Below are 21,914 nucleotides of genomic sequence, written 5' to 3'. Positions count from 1 at the left end.
GCATCTGGTAATTGCTGCTGGTTTGCTTTCCGTGACCAGTTTACCAGAAAAAAAGCAAGACCATCCCCCAGATGCTTAATTATCCAGGTTTCATTCCACGCTTAGCCGTAGCGATAAATAATGCCAAAACCGCCACGTGGATATTCCCAATGCAGCGTCTGCGGGGGACAGGCAACCGTACATGTGCCACATTCCAGACAGCCAGCCCAATCCGCTACAATTTTGCCATTCTGCTCACTGTAGACTTCTGCCGGGCAGACGAACAAACACGCTCGAATTTTACACTCCGCTTCACAAACCTCATTGTGGACAACAATGTGCGGATGTCCATCATCCAGTTCATATTTATTTTGGGCTAGTTTTTCTGTAACCGTTAAACGCTTCATAAAGCCCGACCTCCGTTCCAAATATCTCTCAGCAGGTCCAGTATAGAAAGGTTACCCCGCCGCACCGCTTCGCGCGCAATCTGTCTCAGCGGTTGATGCGGACGGGCGTCTTGTTGATAAATCTGCCGGAAAACCTCACTCAACAGTTGAGGATAGGCTGTGTATAAACGATCATTTTGCATAAAGTGGGGGGCGCGGGAAAAGGTTTTTAAATCCGCCATGACAAAACTTTCTTCCAGTTTTTGGCGATAGAACGCCAGACTTGCCGCGCTGAAATCCTTGTTGCGAAACGCCTGTGCCGCCGCTTCGGCGGCTGCCATCGCCGAGCCAATCGCCAGATCCATACCGCGCACCCAAAAACCGTTATTGATGGTCAAACCGGCTGCGTCGCCAATCACCAGCATGCCGTCCGTGAACAGACGCGGCATCATCTTCAATCCGGCTTCCGGCACCAGATGCGCCCCGTACTCCACCACTTTACCGTCCTTCACCAATGTGGCAACCCAGGGGTGGCCTAAGTATTGGTCAAAGATCTCGCTGGCTTTTTTCTGATGCTCAATCAGGTGCGCCAGTTGAATAACCAGTCCAATCGAAAGGCTTTCTTTGTTCGTATAAAGAAAACCGCCGCCAGCAATTCCCTGCGTGGCAGAACCGACGATATTAAAGGCACTGCCTTCATTTCCATCCAGGCGAAAGCGATTTTCGATCACCGACTGCGGCAGGGCAATCACTGCTTTGATTCCAACCGCAACATGCTCTTGTGGGATTTGTGGGCGTAATCCTGCCTCCTGCGCCAGAAAGGAATTCGCCCCATCGGCGGCAATGACCAGCTCGGCGAACATCTCTTCCTCCCCGGCAGCAATTCCCACAATTCGCTCGCCATCCCGCAAAAGGCGCTCCACCTTGATGCCCGGCACCAGGATGGCACCGGCTGCTTCTGCCTGCTCCCCCAGCCAGCGATCAAATTTGGAACGCAGCACACTCACAGCATTGTATGGAGGCCGGTTGAATGCCTTTGTCTTGTGATCCAGAAGGAACGAATCTTCATCCGTAAGAAACGCAACGACATTATTGGTGATCCACCGCTCGACCGGCGCTTCTTCCCAAAAATTGGGAATGATTTGATGAAGAACCCGCCCATACAATACCCCACCGGATAAATTCTTGCTGCCCGGATAAGGGCCGCGTTCAATCAGCGCCACTTCCAATCCCTGACGGGCCAGTAAGAGGGCGGCCGTACAACCAGCCACACCAGCCCCCACCACAATCACATCCAGTTTATCACCGCTCATTCAAGACCTCAGGCTTCGTGTAACCCCTGAATCAGGGCTGGCACGACCTCGTATAAATCGGCAACAATGCCATAGTCGGCCTGTTTGAAGATGGGGGCGTCGGGATCGCGGTTGACCGCCACGACCACTCTGGCATTCGTAATTCCAATCGTATGCTGCACCTGACCCGAAACCCCCAAACCGAGATACAAATCAGATTTTATGTAAGCCCCGGAAATGCCAATATAGCGTTCACGCGGCAGCCAGCCCAGCCCTTCAGAGAGGGGACGGGTGCAGGCAATTTCTGCACCCAATACCTGCGCCAGCTGCTCTACCTGAGCCACATCTTCCTGGTGAGCAATTCCCCTTCCGAGGCAAATAACGCGTTTGGCTTCAGCCAGGTTGACAGAAAGGGGCGGCAGGTCTTTGCGTTCGCGCAGAATTGCCCGTTTTTCGGGCAATCGGAATGGCACAGGAATCACCTGTGGGGCTGTGTGCGATTGAACAATGTCCGCTTCAAATTGCCCTTTGGCAATGGTAAACAGCACCGGCAGCCTCAGTGGACGTTCGAGTCGCTCCGCTCCACCCGCGAATATCATATGGCGCGCAGCCAACCCATCCTTCACCTGTTCAAAAGAGCGCACGTCGGTTATGGCGCTGACGTCCAAACGCGCAGCCAGCCTGCCGCAAATTAACCGCCCGCTGGTCGTTGCTCCAATCAAAACAACAGTTGGTTTATGTTGATTTACCAATTCCCATAAAGTCAGAAAGACATCTTCAACAAGGTAACCTTCTGGCACCTGTTCGATCCAGTAAATCTGGTCAACCGCAAACGAACCAACCCGCTGGACATCGGATTGATCACCGATCACAACTGCCGCAATGGTCGAAAAGCCATCGTTGTTCAACTGGCGTGCCGCGCTGACCAATTCACCAATCAGGCTCACCTCTTCACTGATGACAAAAATTTGATTTTGATCGCTCATCGGCCCTCTCCTAAAGCACGCCTTCTTTTTTCAAGTTATTCAGCAATGACCTGACTGCTTCCTCGACCGAACCACCCAATACGACTCCCTTTCTGGCAGTGCGCGGAGGCGCTTGAACGGCCAGGATTTCAACCGAGGCAGCCAGATTTTCAATCCCGATGTCGGCCAATGACCATTCAATCACCGGCTTTCTGGATGCTTGCAAGATTGCGCGCATTGAGGCCAGACGCGGCTCACAGATATCCGAGGTTACCGATAGAGCCGCCGGCAGCGGCACATCCAGCACCTGCAATTCCACATCCAGGGTTCGTTGTACTTGCAGCATCCCTTCCTGAATCAACCGCACATCCTGCACGGCATTCAGGCAGAGCCAGCCCAATCGTTCGCCAACCTGCGCACCGGTCTGCTGGAAGTACAGGTCAGCCGACCCCTCACCGAAGAATGCCAGTTGGACATCTTCCATCTTATGGATGGCTGCTGCCAGAACACGGGCAGTTTCGGCGGTGGAAGCATCCTGCAATGTTTCATCCACAACCAGCACCAGCTCATCGGCACCGCGTGAGAGAATGTCTTTCTTAATTTTGGATTGGTTGATGGGGGACGGACCGGCCGAAAGAGCAATCACCTTGCCGCCGTGCATTTCAGCCAGGCGCACCCCTGCTTCAAGAGCTGGTAAATCAAAACCACCGATGCTCCACTCTGCATGGGCGGTGGAAACCGACCCGTCGCTGCCAATTTCCAAATCTTCAGGGTCAGGCGCAATTTTCACACACACAACAATGTTCATCACGGCTCCGATCTTTATTTTGATAAGTTTATCAACAAAGTGGTATTTTATGAAACCGCTTTTTGTCCGAAAATTTTATAAATCCATTAGAAAATGAAAACCGGCCTGTAATTGACCACTACAGGCCGGATATCAAACAACAGACTTTTGTGAATGGTTGTCGTAAGGCAGTATCAGGGAAGCAGATCCGTCAATTCTGCCGGGGCAGCGCTAATTCCCACCAAAGTAGTGCCGGTATGCGCGCCTAAAATTGGCCCAACCGTAACCGGCGGCAGCCAATCACAAGCCACCAGGTTCTCCATGGCTTCGCGCAGCATCTCCATGCCCTCCGGGTTATGGGCATGAATCAATTGCAGGCGCAGTTTTGGAACATTCGGATACATCTTGACCACTTCCTGTGCCATGCGCTGGATGGCACGGCGGAATGTCCGCTCCTGCGCCACTGTCACATACCGTCCGTCCTCCTTTGAAACCGAAATCACCGGACGGATATTCAATAACGAGGCGAGCAGTCCTTTCAGGTGACTGATCCGCCCGCCATGAATCAGGTATTTCATCGTGTCCAGCGTAAAAAAGCCGGTCGTCAGGCTGCGCACCTTTTCCATTAGCGCCAGAATTTCCCTCAGTTCCCAACCCGCTTTTACTGCTCGCGCTGCCGCTTCGACCTGCCAGGCCTCCGGGGCCGAAAGCGTCATGGTATCCCAAAGGGTGATCTGCGCTTCCGGTACCATTCCGGCTGCCACCTGAGCTGAGTTTAATGTACCGCTCAAACCCGAAGAAATGTGAATGGAAAGAATTTGAGGATCTTCCTGAGCCAGCCGGCGGTAAAGTTCAACAAAATCCCCTGCCCCGGGTTGAGAGGTGGTCGGATACTCTCCGGTTTCTTCCAGCAAGCGGTAAAATTCTTCGGATGTCAGGTCTTCCCCGCTGGAGTAGGTTTTGCCGGCCAGGGTTAATTTCATCGGAACATAGTAAAGCGGAGGCAACCCCTCCAGTTGCTGAGGTGAAAGATCGCAGCCTCGATCGGTGACAATTTTCATGAAAAAAAAACCTCCACTTGAGAAATGTGAGTTATTTCCATATTATCACCGGATTTCCCCCGGTAAAATAGCCGCCAGTGAATTGTGACCCAAAATAGGAAACAGGTCAGCCGTGATTCCTATTTTTCACCTCTTGAAAAGGTTTACCCATCCCCCATATCTGCCACATAATCCCCCACGATTGCCTCAAAATAGGTTCTCATTGGCCGAAAGTACTGTTCCTCCCACCAGGATAAGAGGACTTTATTCAGCGTCACTGGCACGCCGCTATGGCGAAGCCGCACTTCACAACCCATACAGGTGGGCTGAATCGTTAATGAAATGCGGGAATCTTCATCCAGCGGCAAACCTTCCACTTTCCAGCTCTGCTCGATTAAGGAATGGGCAACCAGCAGCCTAATACGGCTTTCTACTTTGCCATTGAGAGTAGAAAAAACTCCCCCCGTCTGGGCTTGGATTTTAGCCGGTTGACCGGTAAATTGGGCATGTTCAAAAGAATCCAGCCAGGCGCGGTAGAAACGCTCAGGATAGACCGGCATATCAACGGTAAACTCAATAGTGGATTTCAGGATCATCGCTGGTTTGTATTTATACTAATTTTGTCCAGTATATCATAAAAAATTTCTGGAGGGGAACTTTTGAATGAATTTCAGCGTCATAATACCATCACAGAACAATGAAATGGAGGACAAAATGTTTAGATTACTTTTACTGAGTGTTGGGATGATGTTCATGCTAAGTGCATGCGCTACATCTGTTGAAGCAGATCCAAATTCACCCGTAGTCAGCCCAACCGAAGGCGCAGGCGAAACCCCCGCCCAGGTTAACCCCTATCAACCGCTGGAAAGCGATGCAGCCTTACAACGCGGCGAAGCGTTTCTTGACTCAACCGATGTGTTGATTTTGGAAAGCTACCCTGTCCAAATCAATCTGGTGTTGACCGGCAATCTCCCCACGCCCTGCCACCAATTGCGCATCGCAGTCAACCAACCGGATGAAGCCAATCGAATACTTGTTGAAGTGTATTCAGTAGTTGACCCGGAGCAAGTCTGCATTCAAATGCTGCAGCCCTTTGAAGCAACCTACTCTTTGGGTTCATTCCCCAGCGGCAGCTATACGATACTGGTCAATGGTGAAGAAGTTGGTCAATTCGACTCGTGAAACATTGAGAAGTTCCCTATCATAGCCCCCTCTCTTTTGAGGGGGTATTTTCTTAAAAATTTTTGACCGCTGCATCTGGCTTAACTTTTTTATAGAAGTAAGATAAAATTATTCGGGCAGGTTGTGGAATCGCCAAAAAGCGAATGCCCCAGACCTGCTTTTTTATAAATTGATCCAGCCGGGCTGTCAGGCACGGATTTTTGGAGGTGTTTTATGAGCGATTTTATCTTGCCATTTGACTTTTCGGAGGATGATCCCGGTCGCTCCAGAGGGCAATTACTGCTGAACGAGCCGCTTCCCTACCCCATCGGTAATCAGGGAAGCGGCTTTTACCGTCCCGGTCGGATGATTCTGGATCATCAAACATCCATTGACATGGTACTCTATCACAACCCGGCCACAGCACAATTCATCTACACCCACACCACCAAACCCAATCCTCATTTACTGGCCTTGACCGGCCTCAAACCCGAAGAAATCCAATCTATCCAAACCCTGACCCTGCCCGGTCAGTTGATCATGGGGTCGCAGCGCTCATTTCTCATCAGTCAGGCTATTCAAACCATGCTGGCTTCTCCCATCTTTCAAAACCTGTTTACCAGCCAGCAGCAAACCCAGATTGCCGTCTTTCCCATTGCTCGCGAGGGACTGAAGTATCAGGTCACCGAAGCCATTTACGCCAACTCCGGCTATCTTTGCGATGAGGTAATTCTGGATGCCCACCACGTGTTTGACAGCAATGTGCCGGTTTTCAGCCGTAAAGTCGAGATGACTTTATTCAAGGATAAAGACCTGAACAAAATCCAGCACGAAAACATCACGGTAGCCTTCATTGCCGACAGCATTGCCAGCGGCCTGGTGATGCGCGAGGTGATCAACAAAATCAAGGAACGTTTTCCGCGCATTCAATGGGTTGAAGTGATTGCGCCATTTGCCACCCTGCGCGGGCTTTGCCGCATCACCGAATGCGACGGCAGCGAAAATATCCACATTCGGGTGCACAGCTTTGAAACCTTACTCAATGCTCTGCCTCCCGACTACTATTACTCTGCTCACTTCAACATTCCCGAATTGCACATTCGCCCCGAGCTGGAACAGGCTTACCGTGAGTGGTGGGGGCAAGATGATGCCGGTAACTGGATTGCCGATACGGCCTGCGCCGGCTACGGATGGAGTGAGGTTTTCTACTCGCCCCGCAAACAGATTGAGATGATTAACGAACAATTGACAGCCCGCCACAATTTGACCATTACGGATATTCTGCGCCGCAACCTGGTTGCTTCAGAGCGGGCAGTTGCGCTCGTAGAGCAGGCGCAGGCCGATCAAGGCTAGATTCGGTTCAACCACCTCAATGGACTGACTTTCCGGCGCAATCAGTTCCGCCAAACCGCCAGTTGCCACCACGCGTGCAACACCGCCCAGCTCCCGGCGGATGCGTTTAACCATGCCGTCCACCAGTTCCGCAAAACCGAACACAATTCCAGAACGCATGGATTGCAGCGTGTTTTTGCCAATGGCTGCCGGCGGGTGGGCCAGCGCCACCTGCGGCAGGGTTGCCGTTGCGCGGAACAGGGAATCGCTGCTGGTAAGAATGCCCGGTGCAATGGAAACCCCCTCAAAATCACCCTCCGCCGAAACAGCCGAAAAGGTCGTTGCGGTACCAAACCCCACGACAATCACCGGCGTGCCATATAAATGGCGGGCAGCCAGCGCATTGACAATTAGGTCAGTGCCGACCTCCGAGGGATAATCGGTATTGATGCGCATCCCGAGATCAACCCCATCTCCAATCATCAACGCTTCCTGTTTCAAATAGCGATGAGCAATCTCCTCAAAGACCTGCGTCAGGGCAGGTACAACCGAAGAGACCGCACATCCCTTTACATCCGTGACGCTCACACCGGAAGTTGCCAGCAAATTGAGCAGTAAGACGGCATATTCATCAGCCAGCCGATTGCGGTCCGTAGCAACCCGCCAGTGGCAGCACATCTGATCGCCGTTGAACAGACCCATCTTGATGTTGGTATTGCCGATATCCACACACAACAGCATGAGGACGCTCCTGAAAATGGGATGGAATATGGAAGTTGAATTTAGTTTAACATGAAATTCCTCTTTGAAAGAAAGCTCATCTTCACTGCGCTTTGGCAGGTTTATGATAAACTTGGCGGGGTGTAATCTCAAAACCATCTTTCAACCAAAAGGATTGTTATGTGCGGTATTTTTGGCATTGTCACCGAAAAAGAGCAAAACCTCGGCCCTGTTTTGATTGAAGCCGCCCGCCGTCTGACCTACCGCGGTTACGATTCGGTGGGTGCGGCAACCATTTCCGGCAGCCGCATTGACCTGCGCAAAGACGTTGGCAAAGTGGATGAAGTTGCCGAACGCTACAATTTTGCTGAAATGACCGGCAGCCGCGGCATTACCCAACTGCGTTGGGCTACCTTTGGCGCGCCTTCGCAGGTCAATGCCCAGCCGCATCTCGATTCGGATGGAGATCTGGTCGGCGCTCACAATGGTAATGTGGTCAATAATGTGGAATTGCGTCAGCAATTCATGGCAGAGGGAATGACGGTTCGCTCTCACAATGATGGGGAGTCCTGTGTTCATGCAGTAGAACGCTACATTGACCGTGGATTTGATTTCATCGAAGCCATCCGCCGCGCCTATCAGGATTTGCAAGGTGATTATGCCTACGTGGTTGGACAAATCAACGATGACAAACTCTACGCCATTAAAAAGGGCTCCGGTTTGGTGGTTGGAATTGGGGAAGGGTTTACTTGCGTTTCTTCCGATCTGCCTTCCATCCTGCCGCTCACCCGTAAAATCCTGCGGATTCAGGATGGCGAGATCATCACCCTTTGGGCAGACCGGGTTGAACTACACTCGGTCAGCGATGGCAGCCTGATCGAACGCGAACCAGAACTGGTCACCGAAACCATGGAAGCCGTCCAAAAAGGCGGCTACCCCCATTTCATGCTCAAAGAAATTCACGAACAACCACAGGTTGCCCGCGAAGTATTGCACATGCTGACCGGCAGTGCTGAAGTGGAGAGCGTATTGGATGCCATACGCAACGCCCGGCAGGTATATTTCATCGGTTGCGGCACCAGTTACCACGCCTGTCTGGCAGGTTCGGTGTACTTTGCCCAACTGGCCGGCAGGGCGGTAATTCCGGTACTGGCGCCTCAATTCATCCCTCAGTACCTGCCAGCCGTTAACCAGCAGGATGTCGGCATTTTTGTCAGTCAATCCGGAGAAACCAAGGATGTACTGAATGCCCTGCAAGCCGCTGATTCTCGTGGAATGACCTGTTTGGGTTTGGCAAACGTGATTGGCTCAACCCTTACCAAAGCCACTGCCAGCTGGCTGCCGCTGTGCTGCGGTTATGAAATCAGTGTTCCGGCTACCAAAACCTTCACCAATCAAGTGGTTACTTTTCTATACCTTGCCTGCCGATTGGGTGGAAAGGATACCGGCCTGCTCGAGCAAATCCCTGCCTTGATGGAAGAAACACTGGCAGTATGTGAACCCCAAATTCAAGCTATTACCACCGAAATCAACCGATGGAACGATCTTTACTGTCTGGGGTACGGGGCAACCTACCCCATGGCGCTGGAAGGCGCACTCAAGTTGAAGGAAATTACCTACGCTCACTGCGAAGGAATGCTTTCCACCGAATTTAAGCACGGTCCGCTTTCTGCGGTCAGTGAAGGCTATCCGGTGCTGTTCGTTGCCGGGCCGGATGACGTGCCGCTGATTGTCAGCGGCATCAACGAGGTTACCTGCCGCGGAGGGCGGGCTATTGCCGTTGGGCAGGAAGATCCCCGCCTGTGCGCAAACGCCAGCGATGTCATCACACTGCCAGCAGCCAGCCCAGAAATATCATCCCTGCTCAGCGTCTTGCCCTTGCAATTGCTGGCCTATCACATGTCCGTTGCACGCGGCTATGACCCCGACTTTCCACGCAACCTGAGCAAAACCCTGACGGTAGATTGATAAAACGACTATCCATCAAGCGATTTTTGTGACATTTGTCCGCTTGACAAAGTGGTTGCTTGGCTTACAATTACATTCAAGGAGTTGAATGTAATAGCATGACACCCGCTGCAATCAACCAGTTCGAATCAACTGCCCAAATTTTTAAGGCTTTATCTCACCCTGCGCGAATTGCCATCCTGGAAATTTTGCGCAATGGAGAAAAATGTGTCTGTCATCTGGAAGCCATTTTGGGTTACCGGCAGGCCTACCTCTCTCAGCAACTCGCCGTCTTAAGGGAAGCCGGCATTTTAGCAGACCGCCGCGAAGGTTGGAACATTTTTTACCGCATCGTCCATCCGCAAATCTTGCAAACTCTGGATTTATCGCGCCAGTGCCTCCCGCGGGAGAGTCAAGAAATACCTCTTTTGCAGGCCGAGGATTGCGAATGCCCAAAATGTAAGCGAAAGGACACTTCTTCTTCGGGTGTTATCCAAAACGCTGCCCTTAAGATAACGGGGAATCAACTCGATTAAGGTGGATTTTCAGGCAGAATTTAACCTCTACCTTTGCACGACTCAAAGACATTCGATAGATTGAATATTATTAGAGAAGGGACGCAGCAAAATCAACATGGAACCAATTGGGAGCATTCTTCTTTCATTGTTCTGGTCCGGGTGGACCAGCTTACTGGATTATCTGGCAGCGCATGTGCTGTTGTGCCTTGTTCCGGCATTTGTCATTGCCGGTTACATGAGTTCAATGATTCCCAAGGAAACCATCACACGTTACCTTGGCCCCAAAGCCTCCAGATGGATCAGTTACCCGGCCTCTGCGATTGGCGGCTTTATTCTGGCGGTTTGCTCCTGCACCATCCTGCCGCTTTTTGCCGGCATCTGGCGTCGGGGCGCAGGTTTAGGGCCGGCGATTACTTTTCTTTTCGTTGGTCCCGCAATAAACATCCTCGCCATTACCTACACCGGCGCAGCCATCGGATTTGATATTGCCTTATCACGCCTGATCCTTTCGATTACTTTTGGCATCGTCATCGGTCTGATTATGGCGTGGGTCTTCCGGAAAGAGGAAAGCGCCCGCTCGCTGCAAATGGAAGAAGCGGGAATGTTCGATCAAAAGGCTGATGTCAAACCTGCGGTCTGGGTGGTCTTTTTGCTGCTGGTTGCCGTGCTCATTATCGGCACTCTGCAAGTTGACCTGCTGACCAATGTTTACGCTCAGGTTAAGCTTCCTTTTAACGTCACGCAAGGAACACGCGATGCCCTCAACGCCGTCAATCTGAGCCTCCAGGGATTCGTATTAATCCTCCTGCTGGTTTTCATTGGCATTACAGCCTGGAAGGGATTCGAAAATATCTTCTCCGGCTTCAACCGCTGGACTTATACAGCCATTGGCTTGATCGCAGTGACAATTCTGGTAGCAGCCCCTAAAGAGGAAGTTGGTTCAATCATCATAGGAATCAACGGCCGTTTGATCGGCGAAGCGCTGGTGTTGACCGCCCTGGGTGCGGTGGTCAGCCGTTCATTCACAAAAGATGAATTGAGCGGCTGGATTTGGGAAACCTGGAAGTTTGTCAAGCAGATTTTTCCCCTGCTGATTGTGGGTGTCTTTCTGGCGGGTATTGCCAAAGAAATCATCCCGGCGGCATGGGTACAGGCAATTGCCGGTCAAAACACCTTGATGGCCAATTTCGTAGGCGTCTTATTCGGTGTGTTCATGTACTTCCCCACGCTGGTGGAGGTACCGGTTGCCAGAATGTTCCTTGATTTAGGAATGGCTCGCGGCCCGCTGCTGGCGTATCTGCTGTCCGATCCGGAACTTTCTTTGCAGTCCATTCTGGTCTTAAGTGGTGTGATGGGGAAGAAAAAGACCGCCGTCTATGTTTCGCTGGTAGCAATCATGAGTATGACCGCAGGATACTTGTTCGGATTGCTGCTGGCAGCCAGTTAACCCTCGCACCTCAAAAGTGATACACTATTCTCGAAAGGAATGGGCAATCTCCCCAATGGGATTGCCCTCTCCCCTTTCCTGGGCTTGTCACCACCAGCCAGAAAGCGAGGCAACATGCTTCATATATCCCGCTGGATGAAAAAAGAAGTTATCTCTATCCCGGTCAATTCCAGCATTCGTCAGGCAATTCAACTTTTTCTGGATCACCACATTGGCACCCTGCCGGTGGTAGATGAGAGTAATCATCTGGTCGGAATCTTACGCCTGCAGGATGTCATTGACCTGGGCATGCCGGATTTCATTCATCTGGTCACCGATTTTGACTTTTTGCACGGTTTTGGCGCTGTCGAAAACCAGCGTCCCGACCCGGCAATTTTTGAAAAGGACATCAAAGAATTGATGATTGAAGCCGTATCAGTCCACGAAGATGCCGGTTTGTTTCGCACGGCTGCGTTGCTGCACAAACACGCCTTGCGTGATCTTCCTGTTGTAGATAATGAAGGTCGTCTGGTCGGAATTGCATCTCATGTTGATGTTGGAGTTGCCCTGCTTTCTTTCTGGATTTCTTGAGGTTGCTGCCAATGACCCTAACCCTATCGTCCGCGGTATCCGCTTTGCTGTTTGCAATTTGTCTGGCTCTGATCTTTAGCGAGAAAGTTCACCGAACAATTGTCGCAGTCTTTGGAGCCGTATTGATGGTGGCTTTTGGTTTAATGTTCGGTTTTTACAACGAAGAACAGGCTGTCGCTTCAGTTGATTTCAACACCCTGGGGCTGCTTTTTGGCATGATGCTGCTGGTTGCCATGCTGGAACCAACCGGCTTTTTTGAATTCCTTGCAGTTTGGGTTGGCAAAAAATCCAAAGGAAGAGCAGCCTCGCTCCTCTTCTTGCTGTCACTGGTCACATCGCTGGTTTCAATGTTTCTCGACAACGTCACGACCGTCGTATTGATTGCACCGGTCACGATTTTAATTTGTGAAATTCTGGGCTTTTCACCTCAACCCTTTCTCATTTCGGAAGCCATCCTCTCCAACATTGGCGGCATTTCCACACTGGTGGGCGATCCACCCAATGTGCTGATCGCCTCCGCGGCCGGTTTTACCTTTGTGGACTTCATCATCCACAGCTTCCCGTTGATCATTTTCGTCTGGTTATCCGCTTTTGCAATGTTGAGCTGGATGTTTCGCAAAGAATTGCATCAGCCATCCCCTAACGCCGAGGCGATACAATCCCTCAATCCTCAGGAGGCCTATACCGACCAGCCGACTTCCCGTAAAGTGATTGTGGTCATTGTACTGGCGATTGTTTTCTTTTTCCTCGAAGAACTGCTGGAAATCCGGCCAGCGCTGGTTGCCCTGGCGGCTGCATCGCTGGCTCTTATCTGGATTCGCCCAAACATCAGCGATTTGTTGAAGCGAATTCAATGGGAGATTCTCTTATTCTTTGGCGGTTTGTTCGTCATGATTGGCGGTATTCAACAATCAGGCGTCCTGGATATTTTCACCAATATGGTTACCCAGCTGGTCAAACTTTCTCCCGCTCTGGCCGGATTGATCTTGTTATGGTTGGTGGCAATGCTATCATCCATCGTGGACAACATCCCCATCACCATCACGCTCATCCCGATCATTCAGCATCTGATTTTACCCGGTTCAAACCCATCCTTTTTATGGTGGGCGCTGGTATTCGGTGCCGGCCTGGGAGGCAACGGCACTATCATCGGTTCAACTGCCAATGTGGTGGTCGTCGGTCTTTCCGAAAGAACCCGTCTGCCGATCACCAGTCAAACCTGGAGCAAACGCGGCCTTCCGGTAATGCTGCTTTCATTGGTGGTAATTTCGATTCTGTATCTGTTGGTCTTCCAGAGCTTTTCTTGAACGTCTGAAAAGACTGATCAAATGCTTGACAAAATAGAATTTATATTCTATATTCCGGGAACGTCCCCTGTTCGGTTATGTTAGAATCACAGCGTGCCGGGGACGCCGACCCCGGCACGCTTTTTAAGGAGGAGAAGAAGAGAAGTCGCCCTTTTCGATTACAATAATACAGGAAACTTTGTTCCACTGCTTGACGCAAACCCTACGCTTGACCTACGCTAGCCTTACAAGCACTTAACGAAACAGGTCTGATTTGGAGAAAATCCCATGAGCCTAACCCCCGCCGTCAAAACTGAAAATCTGGGACGCATCTATAAAATCCGTAACAACCGAAAAGAAAAACAGCGCGAACTGGTCGCCCTCACCGATGTCAATCTGGAAATCCATGAAGGTGAATTGTTTGGGCTGCTTGGCCCGAACGGCGCCGGTAAAACCACCTTAATCAAAATTCTGACCACCCTGCTCTCGCCCACCAGCGGAAAGGCATGGGTAGCCGGTTTTGATGTGACCAGACACCCCGCCGAGGTACGCAAACGCATCAACATGGTTTCGGGTGGAGAAACTTCCGGTTATGGTCTGCTGACCGTGCGCGAGAACCTGTGGATGTTTGCCCAATTTTACGGTATTCCCAGCCAGGAAGCCAACCGGCGCATTAAGATGCTGGCGGAAATTGTGGGCATTGCCGATCGCTTGAATACCAAATCCTCGGATCTTTCCACCGGCTTACGCCAGAAGATGAATATCATCCGCGGATTCCTGACCGACCCGCAAGTACTCTTTCTGGATGAACCCACTCTTGGGCTGGATGTCGGTGCTTCGCGAGATGTGCGCTCCTTCATCCGCCGCTGGATGGACGAGAATCCGCATCGCACCTTGCTGCTGACCACCCACTACATGGTGGAAGCTGAAGAACTCTGCGACCGGGTTGCCATCATCAATCAAGGGCGGGTACTGGCCTGTGATACTCCTGCAAGATTGAAACAAAACCTGCGCCATGAGGTTTTCTTTCAGGTGTGGGTGGCTGCCCCGCGCTTACTCGATGAATATCCCTTCCTGCAAATCGCCGGGATTAAGCATTTTCATCAATTCCCGGAGGAGGACTCTTTGCGGCTGGAGATCACGCTGGAAGAGGAATCCGTCCTGTCTGAAGTCATCGGAGAATTGACAGCCCAAAATGCCCGCATTTCGCGCCTGGAAAAACGCGAGCCCACCCTGGAGGATGTCTTCGTCCAGCTGGTCGGTCAGCGCATGGAGGAGGTGGAAAATGTCGCTGTTCCCGCCGATTGAACATAAACGCAGTGGCTGGCAACTTTTCCTGATGACCGTGATTGGACGCTCATACCCACGAGTAGTCGGCATGCAGCGCGAGCGTTCCTGGATGTTTTTCGATGTCTTTCTTCCCTTACTCAGCGTAGCGGCTTATGTATTCGTCTACCGCGCCATCGGTGCTCCGGAAGATTACGTCGGTTTTGTGGTCGTCGGCGGTGCAATGACCGCCTTCTGGATGAACGTTTTGTGGAGTATGTCCAGTCAGCTGTACTGGGAAAAAGAACAGGGCAATCTGGCACTCTACATCATTTCTCCGGCACCGATGATGGCAATTTTGCTTGGCATGGCCGTAGGTGGCTTGTTTGCCACACTATTGCGGGCAACTGCCATCATTGCCGTAGGCAGCCTGATCTTCAATGTTACCTACGCCGTTTCCTCTTTCTGGCAGTTGATTGCCGTCTTTTCGCTGAGTATGATTGCCCTGTATGGTTTGGGAATGATGACCGCTTCCATCTTTCTGCTGCTCAGCCGCGAGGCGTGGCACCTGGCCAATCTGGCAATGGAACCGGTCTATCTGGTTTCCGGCATGTATTTCCCGGTCAAAAATTTGGGGTTTTGGGCTGCCGCCGCAGCCTCGGTCATCCCCCTCACGCTGGGGCTGGACGCCATGCGGCAACTGGTTTTTGCCAGTGGCCCCTCTTTGGGTTTTTTGAGCGTGGAAACCGAGATCATTGTATTAATCCTCCTTTCGGTGGTTTTTGTGACGGCTGCCCGTTTTCTGCTGGCTTACATTGAGCGATTAGCCGTACGCGAAGGCCGCCTGACCGAAAACCGCCGATGAAAGGGTTCCCCCCCATGCGAAAATCCGTTAACCTGCGCTCTTTTCTGACTGCTTCATGGCTTGGCTGGCAGATTGAATCCAACTGGACCGATCCATTTTTATTTGCCACCTATTCCATCATTAAACCCGTTGCCGGGGCCGCGATTCTGGTCTTGATGTATTCCATCGTCACTCAGGGAAACTTCGCCTCCCCGGTTTTCGCATACCTGTACCTTGGCAACGCCTTTTACCAGTATGTGCCGGCTGTGCTGACCGGCGTTTCGTGGACGATTATTGACGACCGCGAACATTACCGCACCTTGAAGTATATTTACACTGCCCCGGTGAATATACCCTTTTACTTGTTTGGAAGAGCGGTTGCCAAATTCATCGTCGGCACATTTAGTGTGGTCATCACCATCGCCGCCGGGGTACTTTTCCTGAATGTTCCGCTGGACTGGTCGCGTGTGGATTGGCCGCTCTTTCTGATAGCGCTGTTTTTGGGCATTCTCATGCTGGCATTGGGCGGGTTGATTCTGGCAGGTATTACTCTGATGACCGCACGCCATTCCTATTACATTGGCGATGTCGTCGCAGGTGGGTTGTTCTTGTTTACCGGAGCAATTTTCCCGCTGGAAGTGCTGCCGGCCTGGCTGCGTCCGGTTGGCTATCTGTTACCAATTACCTACTGGCTGGAACTGATCCGCCGCTCATTGGTTGGCGCCGTTGCGGAAGCCTTTCCCACCTTTACTTCTCTGAGTAACGCCGACCTGCTGATCATTTTGTTGATTTCCTCACTCGTTTTTGGGGTTGCCAGCATTTTCATCTTTCGTTATTGTGACCATCAAGCCCGCGAAAGGGGGCTCATTGACCAGACCACCAACTACTAGGCAGAAACGTATTTGACCATCCAATCGTGGCTCAAATTTATTTACCTTGGGGTGGTGTGGGGCGCCACTTTTTTGTGGATAAAAATCGGTCTGGAAGAACTTACCCCCATCACCTTCACCGCCTTGCGGCTGAGCGTGGCGTTAACCGGTCTGCTCATTTTGCTTCTGATCACCCGCCCGCGCTTACCCAGACTTGCCAACGGTTGGGATTTTCTGGTGTTAGGGGTTTTTAATATCGCGCTGCCTTTCCTGCTGATCACATGGAGCGAACAGCATGTCACATCCGGCATGGCGGCCATTCTCAATTCGACCGCCCCGCTTTTTACCATGCTTTTGGCGCAAATTTTCGTACAGGATGACCGCATCACCCTGCCCAAAGTACTTGGATTGCTGGCAGGTTTTAGCGGGGTGGTTGTGCTGGTTTCCGACGAACTGGGCGCTGCTATGACCGGCGAACGATGGGGGCAACTGGGCGTTCTGGCAGCCTCTCTTTCGTATGCGGTTGCAATCATCTTTGCCCGCCGGCGCACCTTTGACCTTGCCCCTGTGGTTCAGGCACTCGGTCAAAATTTCTTTGCCAACCTGACCGTTTGGGGACTTGCCATTGGACTGGAGGGCAGCCTGACCTTACCACGCCTGCCGATGACCTGGCTGGCGATCCTCTGGCTTGGGATCATGGCAACCTGCATCGGCACTGTGCTATACTATGGATTGTTGAAAGAAGTTGGGCCAACCCGTACCACGCTGGTCACCTATCTCTTCCCATTGGTTGGGGTAATTTTAGGGGTCGTCTTTTTACAGGAAACACTGGACTGGCGCGTTCTGCTGGGTGGTGGGTTAATCATCAGCGGGGTGGCCATTGTCAATTCACGCATTCATCTGAGAAGGATTCCAACGGAGGCTGGTCAAAATGAGTGATACCCCACCCTCTCCCTATCGGGCTGGTTACATTGCACTGATTGGGCGCCCCAATGTCGGAAAATCAACCCTGATGAACGCACTGATGGGACAGAAAATTGCTGCCGTTTCTCCCCGTCCACAGACAACCCGGCAGCGCCAGTTGGGCATTTTGACCCTGCCGGAGGCCCAATTAATTTTCATGGATACCCCCGGTATGCATAAACCGGTCCACAAACTGGGTGAGTACATGAATCAGGTTGCAGAAGACGCGCTGAAAGATGCAGACGTTATCCTCTGGCTGGTGGATGCTTCAGTTGCACCCACCCCTGAAGATAACCGCATCTCAGAGCGGTTGAAATCCATGAACGGTTTACCCGCAGTTTTGCTTGGTTTGAATAAAATTGACCTGCTCAATAAAGACTCGCTGAGCGAGCGCACCAGTCAATATCAGGCTCTGTATTCTTTTGAGCAAATCATTCCGTTCTCGGCAACCCGCGGAGATGGGCGCGATGAACTCATGCAGGCCTTAATCAGCCGTCTGCCGGTCAGCGAAGCGCTGTTTGACCCCGATCAGATCACCGATTTGTATGAGAGGGAAATCGCCGCCGATTTGATTCGCGAAGCGGCATTGCTTCACCTGCGCGAGGAAGTTCCTCACGCCATAGCCGTGCGAATTGACGAATACGCCGAGCGCGGCGAAGAAGGCGCGTACATCCATGCCACGTTGTTCGTGGAACGCGAATCCCACAAGGGAATCGTGATCGGCAAAGGCGGCGAAATGCTCAAAAAAATTGGCAGCAGCGCCCGGCAGGAAATTGAAGCGATGAGCGGCAGGCGGGTTTTCCTTGAATTAAAGGTCAAGGTTAACCCCAACTGGCGCAACAAGCCGGATGCTCTGCGCTGGTTGGGGTACGTCCGTAAAAAAGAGTGAACATGAACACCATCTGGCTGGCTGTTGCTGCAATCCTCGCCGGATTCGACTGGCTGGCTGTATTCATTGCAAAGAACCACTGGCGGTGGCTGACCAAAACTGGGACCATGCTCTGTTTGATCGCCGCCTACACCCTATCTGGAGGATGGCAAATTTCCGGCTGGTTTGGAGTGGGGTTAATCTTTTCGCTGGCAGGTGACACCTTTCTGCTCCTGCCGCCTCGTTTCTTCCTCGCCGGGTTGGCTGCCTTTTTACTGGCCCAATTGACTTATATCGTCGCTTTCAACGATCCCGCCGGACCGGTGCTTGCGTATAACTTCCTTTCCGCTGCGATCTTGCTGACCATTGCGTATTCGGCCATCCGCCGCTTTTCGGCTGCGCTGCCGGCTGAAAACCGCAGGAAAACCTTGCGCCGGGCAATAGCGTTTTACATCCTTGCAATCAGCGCGATGGTGTACTCCGCTTCTACCACTCTCTGGAATCCGGCATGGCAATTCCCCGCCAACGGGCTGGCAGTGTTGGGGGCGTTGTTCTTCTACATTTCAGACTGGACGCTGGCAAATCAGCGCTTCATCCACTCCACACGTTCCGGCCGCGTCATGATTATGGTCACTTATCACCTGGCCCAATTTCTGCTCGTTCTGGCATTCCTCTTACGGCAATAAACCTCAGTCCTTTACCAGCGGACGGAAACCTTCTCCCAGCGCTTCATGCGCCTGACCGATCACCATAAACGCGCGCGGGTCAATTTCACGCACCAGCTCCTTTAGCGGGTTGACTTCCGAGCGGGTGACGACGCAATAAAGCACCGGCCGTTCGGCACCCGTATATGCTCCGGTTCCGGGCAGAATGGTAACGCCCCGTTCCAGTACCGTCATAATTGAGCTGGTTACTTTATCCGGGTATTGCGTGATGATCAAAGCGGTGCGGAATACCCCGGAGCCTTCCGAAACCGCCTCGGCCGCCAGCCCGGAGACGTAAATTACCAGCAAACCGTACAGCGCCTTCTCCCACGAGAAAGCAAAACCACCGGCCAGTACCACCACGGTGTCGGTGATCAGATAGGCCTGAGAGATGGAAATTCCCAAGCGGTGATTCAGGATGCGCCCCAAAATATCACTGCCGCCGCTGGTACCCTGTCCGCGGTACACCAGCCCCAGTCCGACCCCCAGCAAAATCCCACCGTATAGACAATCCAACACCAGATCGCTGGTCACCCCTTCCGCCGGAATAAACCAGACCAGTCCATCCGTGAACAGAGAGAACAGTACAATTGCCAGCGCGGTGCGTTTGGCAAAACGTGCTCCGCCAAGATACTGCCAGCCCAGAATGAACAGGGGAACATTGCCAATGAAGACCATCAAACCAATCGGCCAACCAGTGAAGAAATTGATGATCTGCGATGCACCGCTCACCCCGCCGCTGACCAGTTGGGCAGGAACGAGGAACAAACGCATGGAAAGCGCCTGAATGAATGCCCCAAGCGCCACCAGAAGATATTCCTGTAAGGTTTTGCGGGAAAATTTGGCAGGCGTAAACAAGGCCCGCAGCATCTGCCCCGCAGAAATTTTTGTTGGAGTCGAATATTGCATGGGAAAACCTCTTATCCGGTATCAAAACATTCTCGAAGGCGGGCTTATTATATGGAATCTCCACCGTTCTGGAAAGCGCTGGATATCCATTTAATCTGGATATTCTTCCTGATTTTTGCAAACATTTCCAAAGTGACTTTTGACACTAATCCCCCTGTTTTGATCCGTCCTATAATGAAATATAAAATCCAAGTTCAAGTACCGTATTCAGGAGGTTATCATGGGAACCCAAGGGCGTGAAATCGTTGGGATGAATGTAGACGAGCTGCTCACCCTGCTCAACAAAGCGTATGCGGACGAATGGCTGGCTTATTATCAGTACTGGTTGGGAGCAAAAATCGTTCGGGGGCCGATGAAAGACGCCGTTGCAGCCGAGCTGTTGCTGCATGCTGGCGAAGAACTGGCCCACGCCGACATGCTGGCGTTGCGCATTATCCAGCTGGGCGGCACGCCGCTGGTCAGCCCGGAAAACTGGTTCAAGGAAAGCAATTGCGGGTATGATGCGCCCACCGATTCATTCGTCAAGAAAATTTTGGCGCAAAACATCCACGGCGAGCAGTGCGCGATTGGGGTTTACACCAAACTGCTGGAAATCGTGAAGGACAAAGATCCGGTCACCTACAACATGGTGTTGACCATTCTTTCTCAGGAAGTTGAACACGAGGAAGACCTGCAAGCGCTGGATGAAGATCTGGAAGCCCTGATGATGCGTTATCAATAGGAATTATTTACCTGTATAAAAATAACTGCACGCCGCAGCTGATGGCGTGCAGTTCTTTTCTTAATGGTCTAATCCTTCCTACAAGGCAAGGGCAGTTTCCGCTTCCAGCGGCTCAAACTGACTGTTGTACAGGTCAGCATAAAAACCGCCTTTGGCCATCAGTTCCTCGTGCGTCCCCTGCTCGACAATGTTGCCATCGCGCATCACCAGAATCAGATCCGCGTTGCGGATGGTGGAAAGCCGGTGAGCGATGATGAAGCTGGTGCGCCCCTGCATCAGGGTATCCATCGCCTTTTGAATCAGCAATTCCGTATGGGTATCTACTGAGCTGGTGGCTTCATCCAAAATCAGCATCGGCGGGTTGGCCAGAATGGCGCGGGCAATGGTGAGCAATTGCTTTTGGCCCTGAGAGATGTTGGTTACTTCTTCGTTGATGACCATCTGATAACTTTCCGGCAGGGTACGCACAAAGTGGTCCACATGAGCGGCTTTGGCAGCCCGAATCACTTCTTCTTCGGTGGCATCCTCGCGCCCATAGCGAATATTATCGAGGATCGTACCGTTGAAAAGCCAGGTATCCTGCAGCACCATCCCGAACATGCGGCGCAAGTCCTCCCGGCTGAAGCGGCGGATATCCACCCCGTCAATCCGAATTTCGCCCTCCTGAACATCATAAAAACGCATCAGCAGTTTGACAATGGTGGTCTTGCCTGCACCGGTTGGTCCAACGATGGCAACTTTCTGCCCCGGCTGAATGTGTGCCGAGAAACCGCGAATGACCGGCTTTTCGGGTAGATATCCAAAGTGGACATCCCGGAACTCAACCTCGCCGCGCACTTTTTCAAGGTGCACGGGAGAGGTGGTTTCAGCAACTTCCTCTTCCTCTTCCAGAAATTCAAATACCCGCTCGGCAGCCGCCACGGTTTGCTGCAAGACATTGGAGATGTTCGCCAGCTGGGTAATCGGCTGGGTGAACGAGCGGACATACTGAATGAAGGCCTGAATATCGCCCACCGTGATTGAGCCGCGAATCACCAGCCAGCCGCCCAGGATGGTTACACCAACGTACCCCAGATTTCCAATGAAGGACATGATCGGCATCATAATGCCGGAGAAAAACTGCGCCTTCCACGCCGCCCCATACAGGCGGTTGTTGTACTCAGCCATCTTGCGGATGCTTTTTTCTTCCCCATTGAAGGCTTTGACCACCACATGCCCGCCAAACATTTCCTCTACATGACTGTTCACATTTCCCAAATACTCCTGTTGTTGAGTAAAGAAACGCTGGGAATTTCGGACAATCATCATTACGACCACAAACGAAAGCGGCACAATCAGCA

General features: G+C 52.0%; 23 protein-coding genes. 14 read left to right on the top strand and 9 right to left on the bottom strand.

Translation table 11 applies throughout. From position 1 onward, the window contains the following. Positions 1-101 precede the first annotated feature (101 nt). The 6 genes from VAE48_RS04250 to VAE48_RS04225 form a co-directional block, all read right to left on the bottom strand. Positions 102-386, bottom strand: a complete 285-nt coding sequence (locus tag VAE48_RS04250; RefSeq protein ID WP_322792078.1) for a ferredoxin family protein — start codon at positions 384-386, stop codon at positions 102-104. Then, the gene (locus tag VAE48_RS04245) at positions 383-1,678 is read right to left on the bottom strand and encodes an FAD-dependent oxidoreductase (protein WP_322792077.1); all 1,296 of its coding nucleotides are present in this window, start codon (positions 1,676-1,678) and stop codon (positions 383-385) included. The genes VAE48_RS04250 and VAE48_RS04245 overlap by 4 nt, the downstream gene beginning before the upstream one ends. An 8-nt stretch (positions 1,679-1,686) precedes the next feature. After that, positions 1,687-2,643: an electron transfer flavoprotein subunit alpha/FixB family protein gene (locus tag VAE48_RS04240; RefSeq protein WP_322792076.1), complete on the bottom strand. Its 957-nt coding sequence runs from the start codon at positions 2,641-2,643 to the stop codon at positions 1,687-1,689. Between the two features lie 10 nt (positions 2,644-2,653). Beyond that, positions 2,654-3,430: a hypothetical protein gene (locus VAE48_RS04235; RefSeq protein WP_322792075.1), complete on the bottom strand. Its 777-nt coding sequence runs from the start codon at positions 3,428-3,430 to the stop codon at positions 2,654-2,656. Between the two features lie 173 nt (positions 3,431-3,603). Beyond that, the gene (locus tag VAE48_RS04230) at positions 3,604-4,470 is read right to left on the bottom strand and encodes a DegV family protein (RefSeq protein ID WP_322792074.1); all 867 of its coding nucleotides are present in this window, start codon (positions 4,468-4,470) and stop codon (positions 3,604-3,606) included. A gap of 143 nt (positions 4,471-4,613) precedes the next feature. Continuing rightward, complete coding sequence (locus VAE48_RS04225) at positions 4,614-5,009, bottom strand: SRPBCC domain-containing protein (RefSeq protein ID WP_322792073.1); 396 nt, start codon at positions 5,007-5,009, stop codon at positions 4,614-4,616. A 154-nt stretch (positions 5,010-5,163) separates the two neighbouring features. Here VAE48_RS04225 and VAE48_RS04220 point away from each other — a divergent pair, with 154 nt between their 5' ends. Together VAE48_RS04220 and VAE48_RS04215 are read left to right on the top strand one after the other, a co-directional pair. Next, the gene (locus VAE48_RS04220; RefSeq protein WP_322792072.1) at positions 5,164-5,631 is read left to right on the top strand and encodes a hypothetical protein; all 468 of its coding nucleotides are present in this window, start codon (positions 5,164-5,166) and stop codon (positions 5,629-5,631) included. Positions 5,632-5,844: 213 nt separating this feature from the next. Then, positions 5,845-6,963: a hypothetical protein gene (locus tag VAE48_RS04215; RefSeq protein WP_322792071.1), complete on the top strand. Its 1,119-nt coding sequence runs from the start codon at positions 5,845-5,847 to the stop codon at positions 6,961-6,963. Here VAE48_RS04215 and VAE48_RS04210 read toward each other — a convergent pair. Next, complete coding sequence (locus VAE48_RS04210) at positions 6,913-7,683, bottom strand: type III pantothenate kinase (RefSeq protein WP_322792070.1); 771 nt, start codon at positions 7,681-7,683, stop codon at positions 6,913-6,915. The two genes, VAE48_RS04215 and VAE48_RS04210, sit on opposite strands and share 51 nt — an antisense overlap. Positions 7,684-7,842: 159 nt before the next feature. On the opposite strand from VAE48_RS04210, the gene glmS reads away from it, so the two are divergent. From glmS to VAE48_RS04155, 11 genes are all read left to right on the top strand, one after another. Then, positions 7,843-9,630: a glutamine--fructose-6-phosphate transaminase (isomerizing) gene (gene glmS, locus VAE48_RS04205; RefSeq protein WP_322792069.1), complete on the top strand. Its 1,788-nt coding sequence runs from the start codon at positions 7,843-7,845 to the stop codon at positions 9,628-9,630. A 98-nt stretch (positions 9,631-9,728) separates the two neighbouring features. Beyond that, on the top strand, positions 9,729-10,145 hold the full coding sequence (locus VAE48_RS04200; protein WP_322792068.1) for a metalloregulator ArsR/SmtB family transcription factor: 417 nt from the start codon (positions 9,729-9,731) through the stop codon (positions 10,143-10,145). A 97-nt stretch (positions 10,146-10,242) separates the two neighbouring features. Further along, a complete protein-coding gene (locus VAE48_RS04195; protein WP_322792067.1) occupies positions 10,243-11,574 on the top strand; it encodes a permease in 1,332 nt (443 codons plus the stop codon). 114 nt (positions 11,575-11,688) lie between these two features. Further along, positions 11,689-12,144 (top strand): HPP family protein, encoded by a 456-nt coding sequence (locus VAE48_RS04190; protein WP_322792066.1) that lies wholly within the window; start codon positions 11,689-11,691, stop codon positions 12,142-12,144. 11 nt (positions 12,145-12,155) lie between these two features. Continuing rightward, complete coding sequence (locus VAE48_RS04185) at positions 12,156-13,451, top strand: SLC13 family permease (protein WP_322792065.1); 1,296 nt, start codon at positions 12,156-12,158, stop codon at positions 13,449-13,451. A gap of 267 nt (positions 13,452-13,718) precedes the next feature. Further along, positions 13,719-14,738, top strand: a complete 1,020-nt coding sequence (locus VAE48_RS04180; RefSeq protein WP_322792064.1) for an ABC transporter ATP-binding protein — start codon at positions 13,719-13,721, stop codon at positions 14,736-14,738. Then, on the top strand, positions 14,716-15,561 hold the full coding sequence (locus VAE48_RS04175; RefSeq protein WP_322792063.1) for an ABC transporter permease: 846 nt from the start codon (positions 14,716-14,718) through the stop codon (positions 15,559-15,561). Before VAE48_RS04180 ends, VAE48_RS04175 begins: the two co-directional genes overlap by 23 nt. A gap of 14 nt (positions 15,562-15,575) precedes the next feature. Beyond that, positions 15,576-16,430 carry an ABC transporter permease gene (locus VAE48_RS04170; protein ID WP_322792062.1) on the top strand — a complete coding sequence of 285 codons (855 nt, stop codon included), beginning with the start codon at positions 15,576-15,578 and terminating at the stop codon, positions 16,428-16,430. A gap of 12 nt (positions 16,431-16,442) precedes the next feature. Further along, the gene (locus tag VAE48_RS04165) at positions 16,443-17,348 is read left to right on the top strand and encodes a DMT family transporter (RefSeq protein WP_322792061.1); all 906 of its coding nucleotides are present in this window, start codon (positions 16,443-16,445) and stop codon (positions 17,346-17,348) included. Then, on the top strand, positions 17,341-18,261 hold the full coding sequence (era, locus tag VAE48_RS04160; RefSeq protein WP_322792060.1) for a GTPase Era: 921 nt from the start codon (positions 17,341-17,343) through the stop codon (positions 18,259-18,261). The genes VAE48_RS04165 and era overlap by 8 nt, the downstream gene beginning before the upstream one ends. A 2-nt stretch (positions 18,262-18,263) precedes the next feature. Beyond that, on the top strand, positions 18,264-18,926 hold the full coding sequence (locus VAE48_RS04155) for a lysoplasmalogenase (RefSeq protein WP_322792059.1): 663 nt from the start codon (positions 18,264-18,266) through the stop codon (positions 18,924-18,926). A 3-nt stretch (positions 18,927-18,929) separates the two neighbouring features. On the opposite strand, the gene VAE48_RS04150 is transcribed toward VAE48_RS04155, so the two are convergent. Further along, positions 18,930-19,853 carry a YitT family protein gene (locus tag VAE48_RS04150; protein WP_322792058.1) on the bottom strand — a complete coding sequence of 308 codons (924 nt, stop codon included), beginning with the start codon at positions 19,851-19,853 and terminating at the stop codon, positions 18,930-18,932. 220 nt (positions 19,854-20,073) lie between these two features. On the opposite strand from VAE48_RS04150, the gene VAE48_RS04145 reads away from it, so the two are divergent. Next, positions 20,074-20,574, top strand: coding sequence for a ferritin-like domain-containing protein (locus VAE48_RS04145; protein WP_322792057.1), 501 nt, complete (start codon positions 20,074-20,076; stop codon positions 20,572-20,574). Positions 20,575-20,652: 78 nt separating this feature from the next. Here VAE48_RS04145 and VAE48_RS04140 read toward each other — a convergent pair. Then, on the bottom strand, positions 20,653-21,914 hold a 1,262-nt coding region (locus VAE48_RS04140), incomplete at its 5' end, for an ABC transporter ATP-binding protein (RefSeq protein ID WP_322792056.1).

Source organism: Bellilinea sp. (assembly GCF_034432615.1).
Lineage (GTDB): Bacteria > Chloroflexota > Anaerolineae > Anaerolineales > Anaerolineaceae > Bellilinea.
The sequence above is the reverse complement of the archived record's forward strand: the minus strand, read 5'-3'. Positions and strand labels throughout refer to the sequence as shown.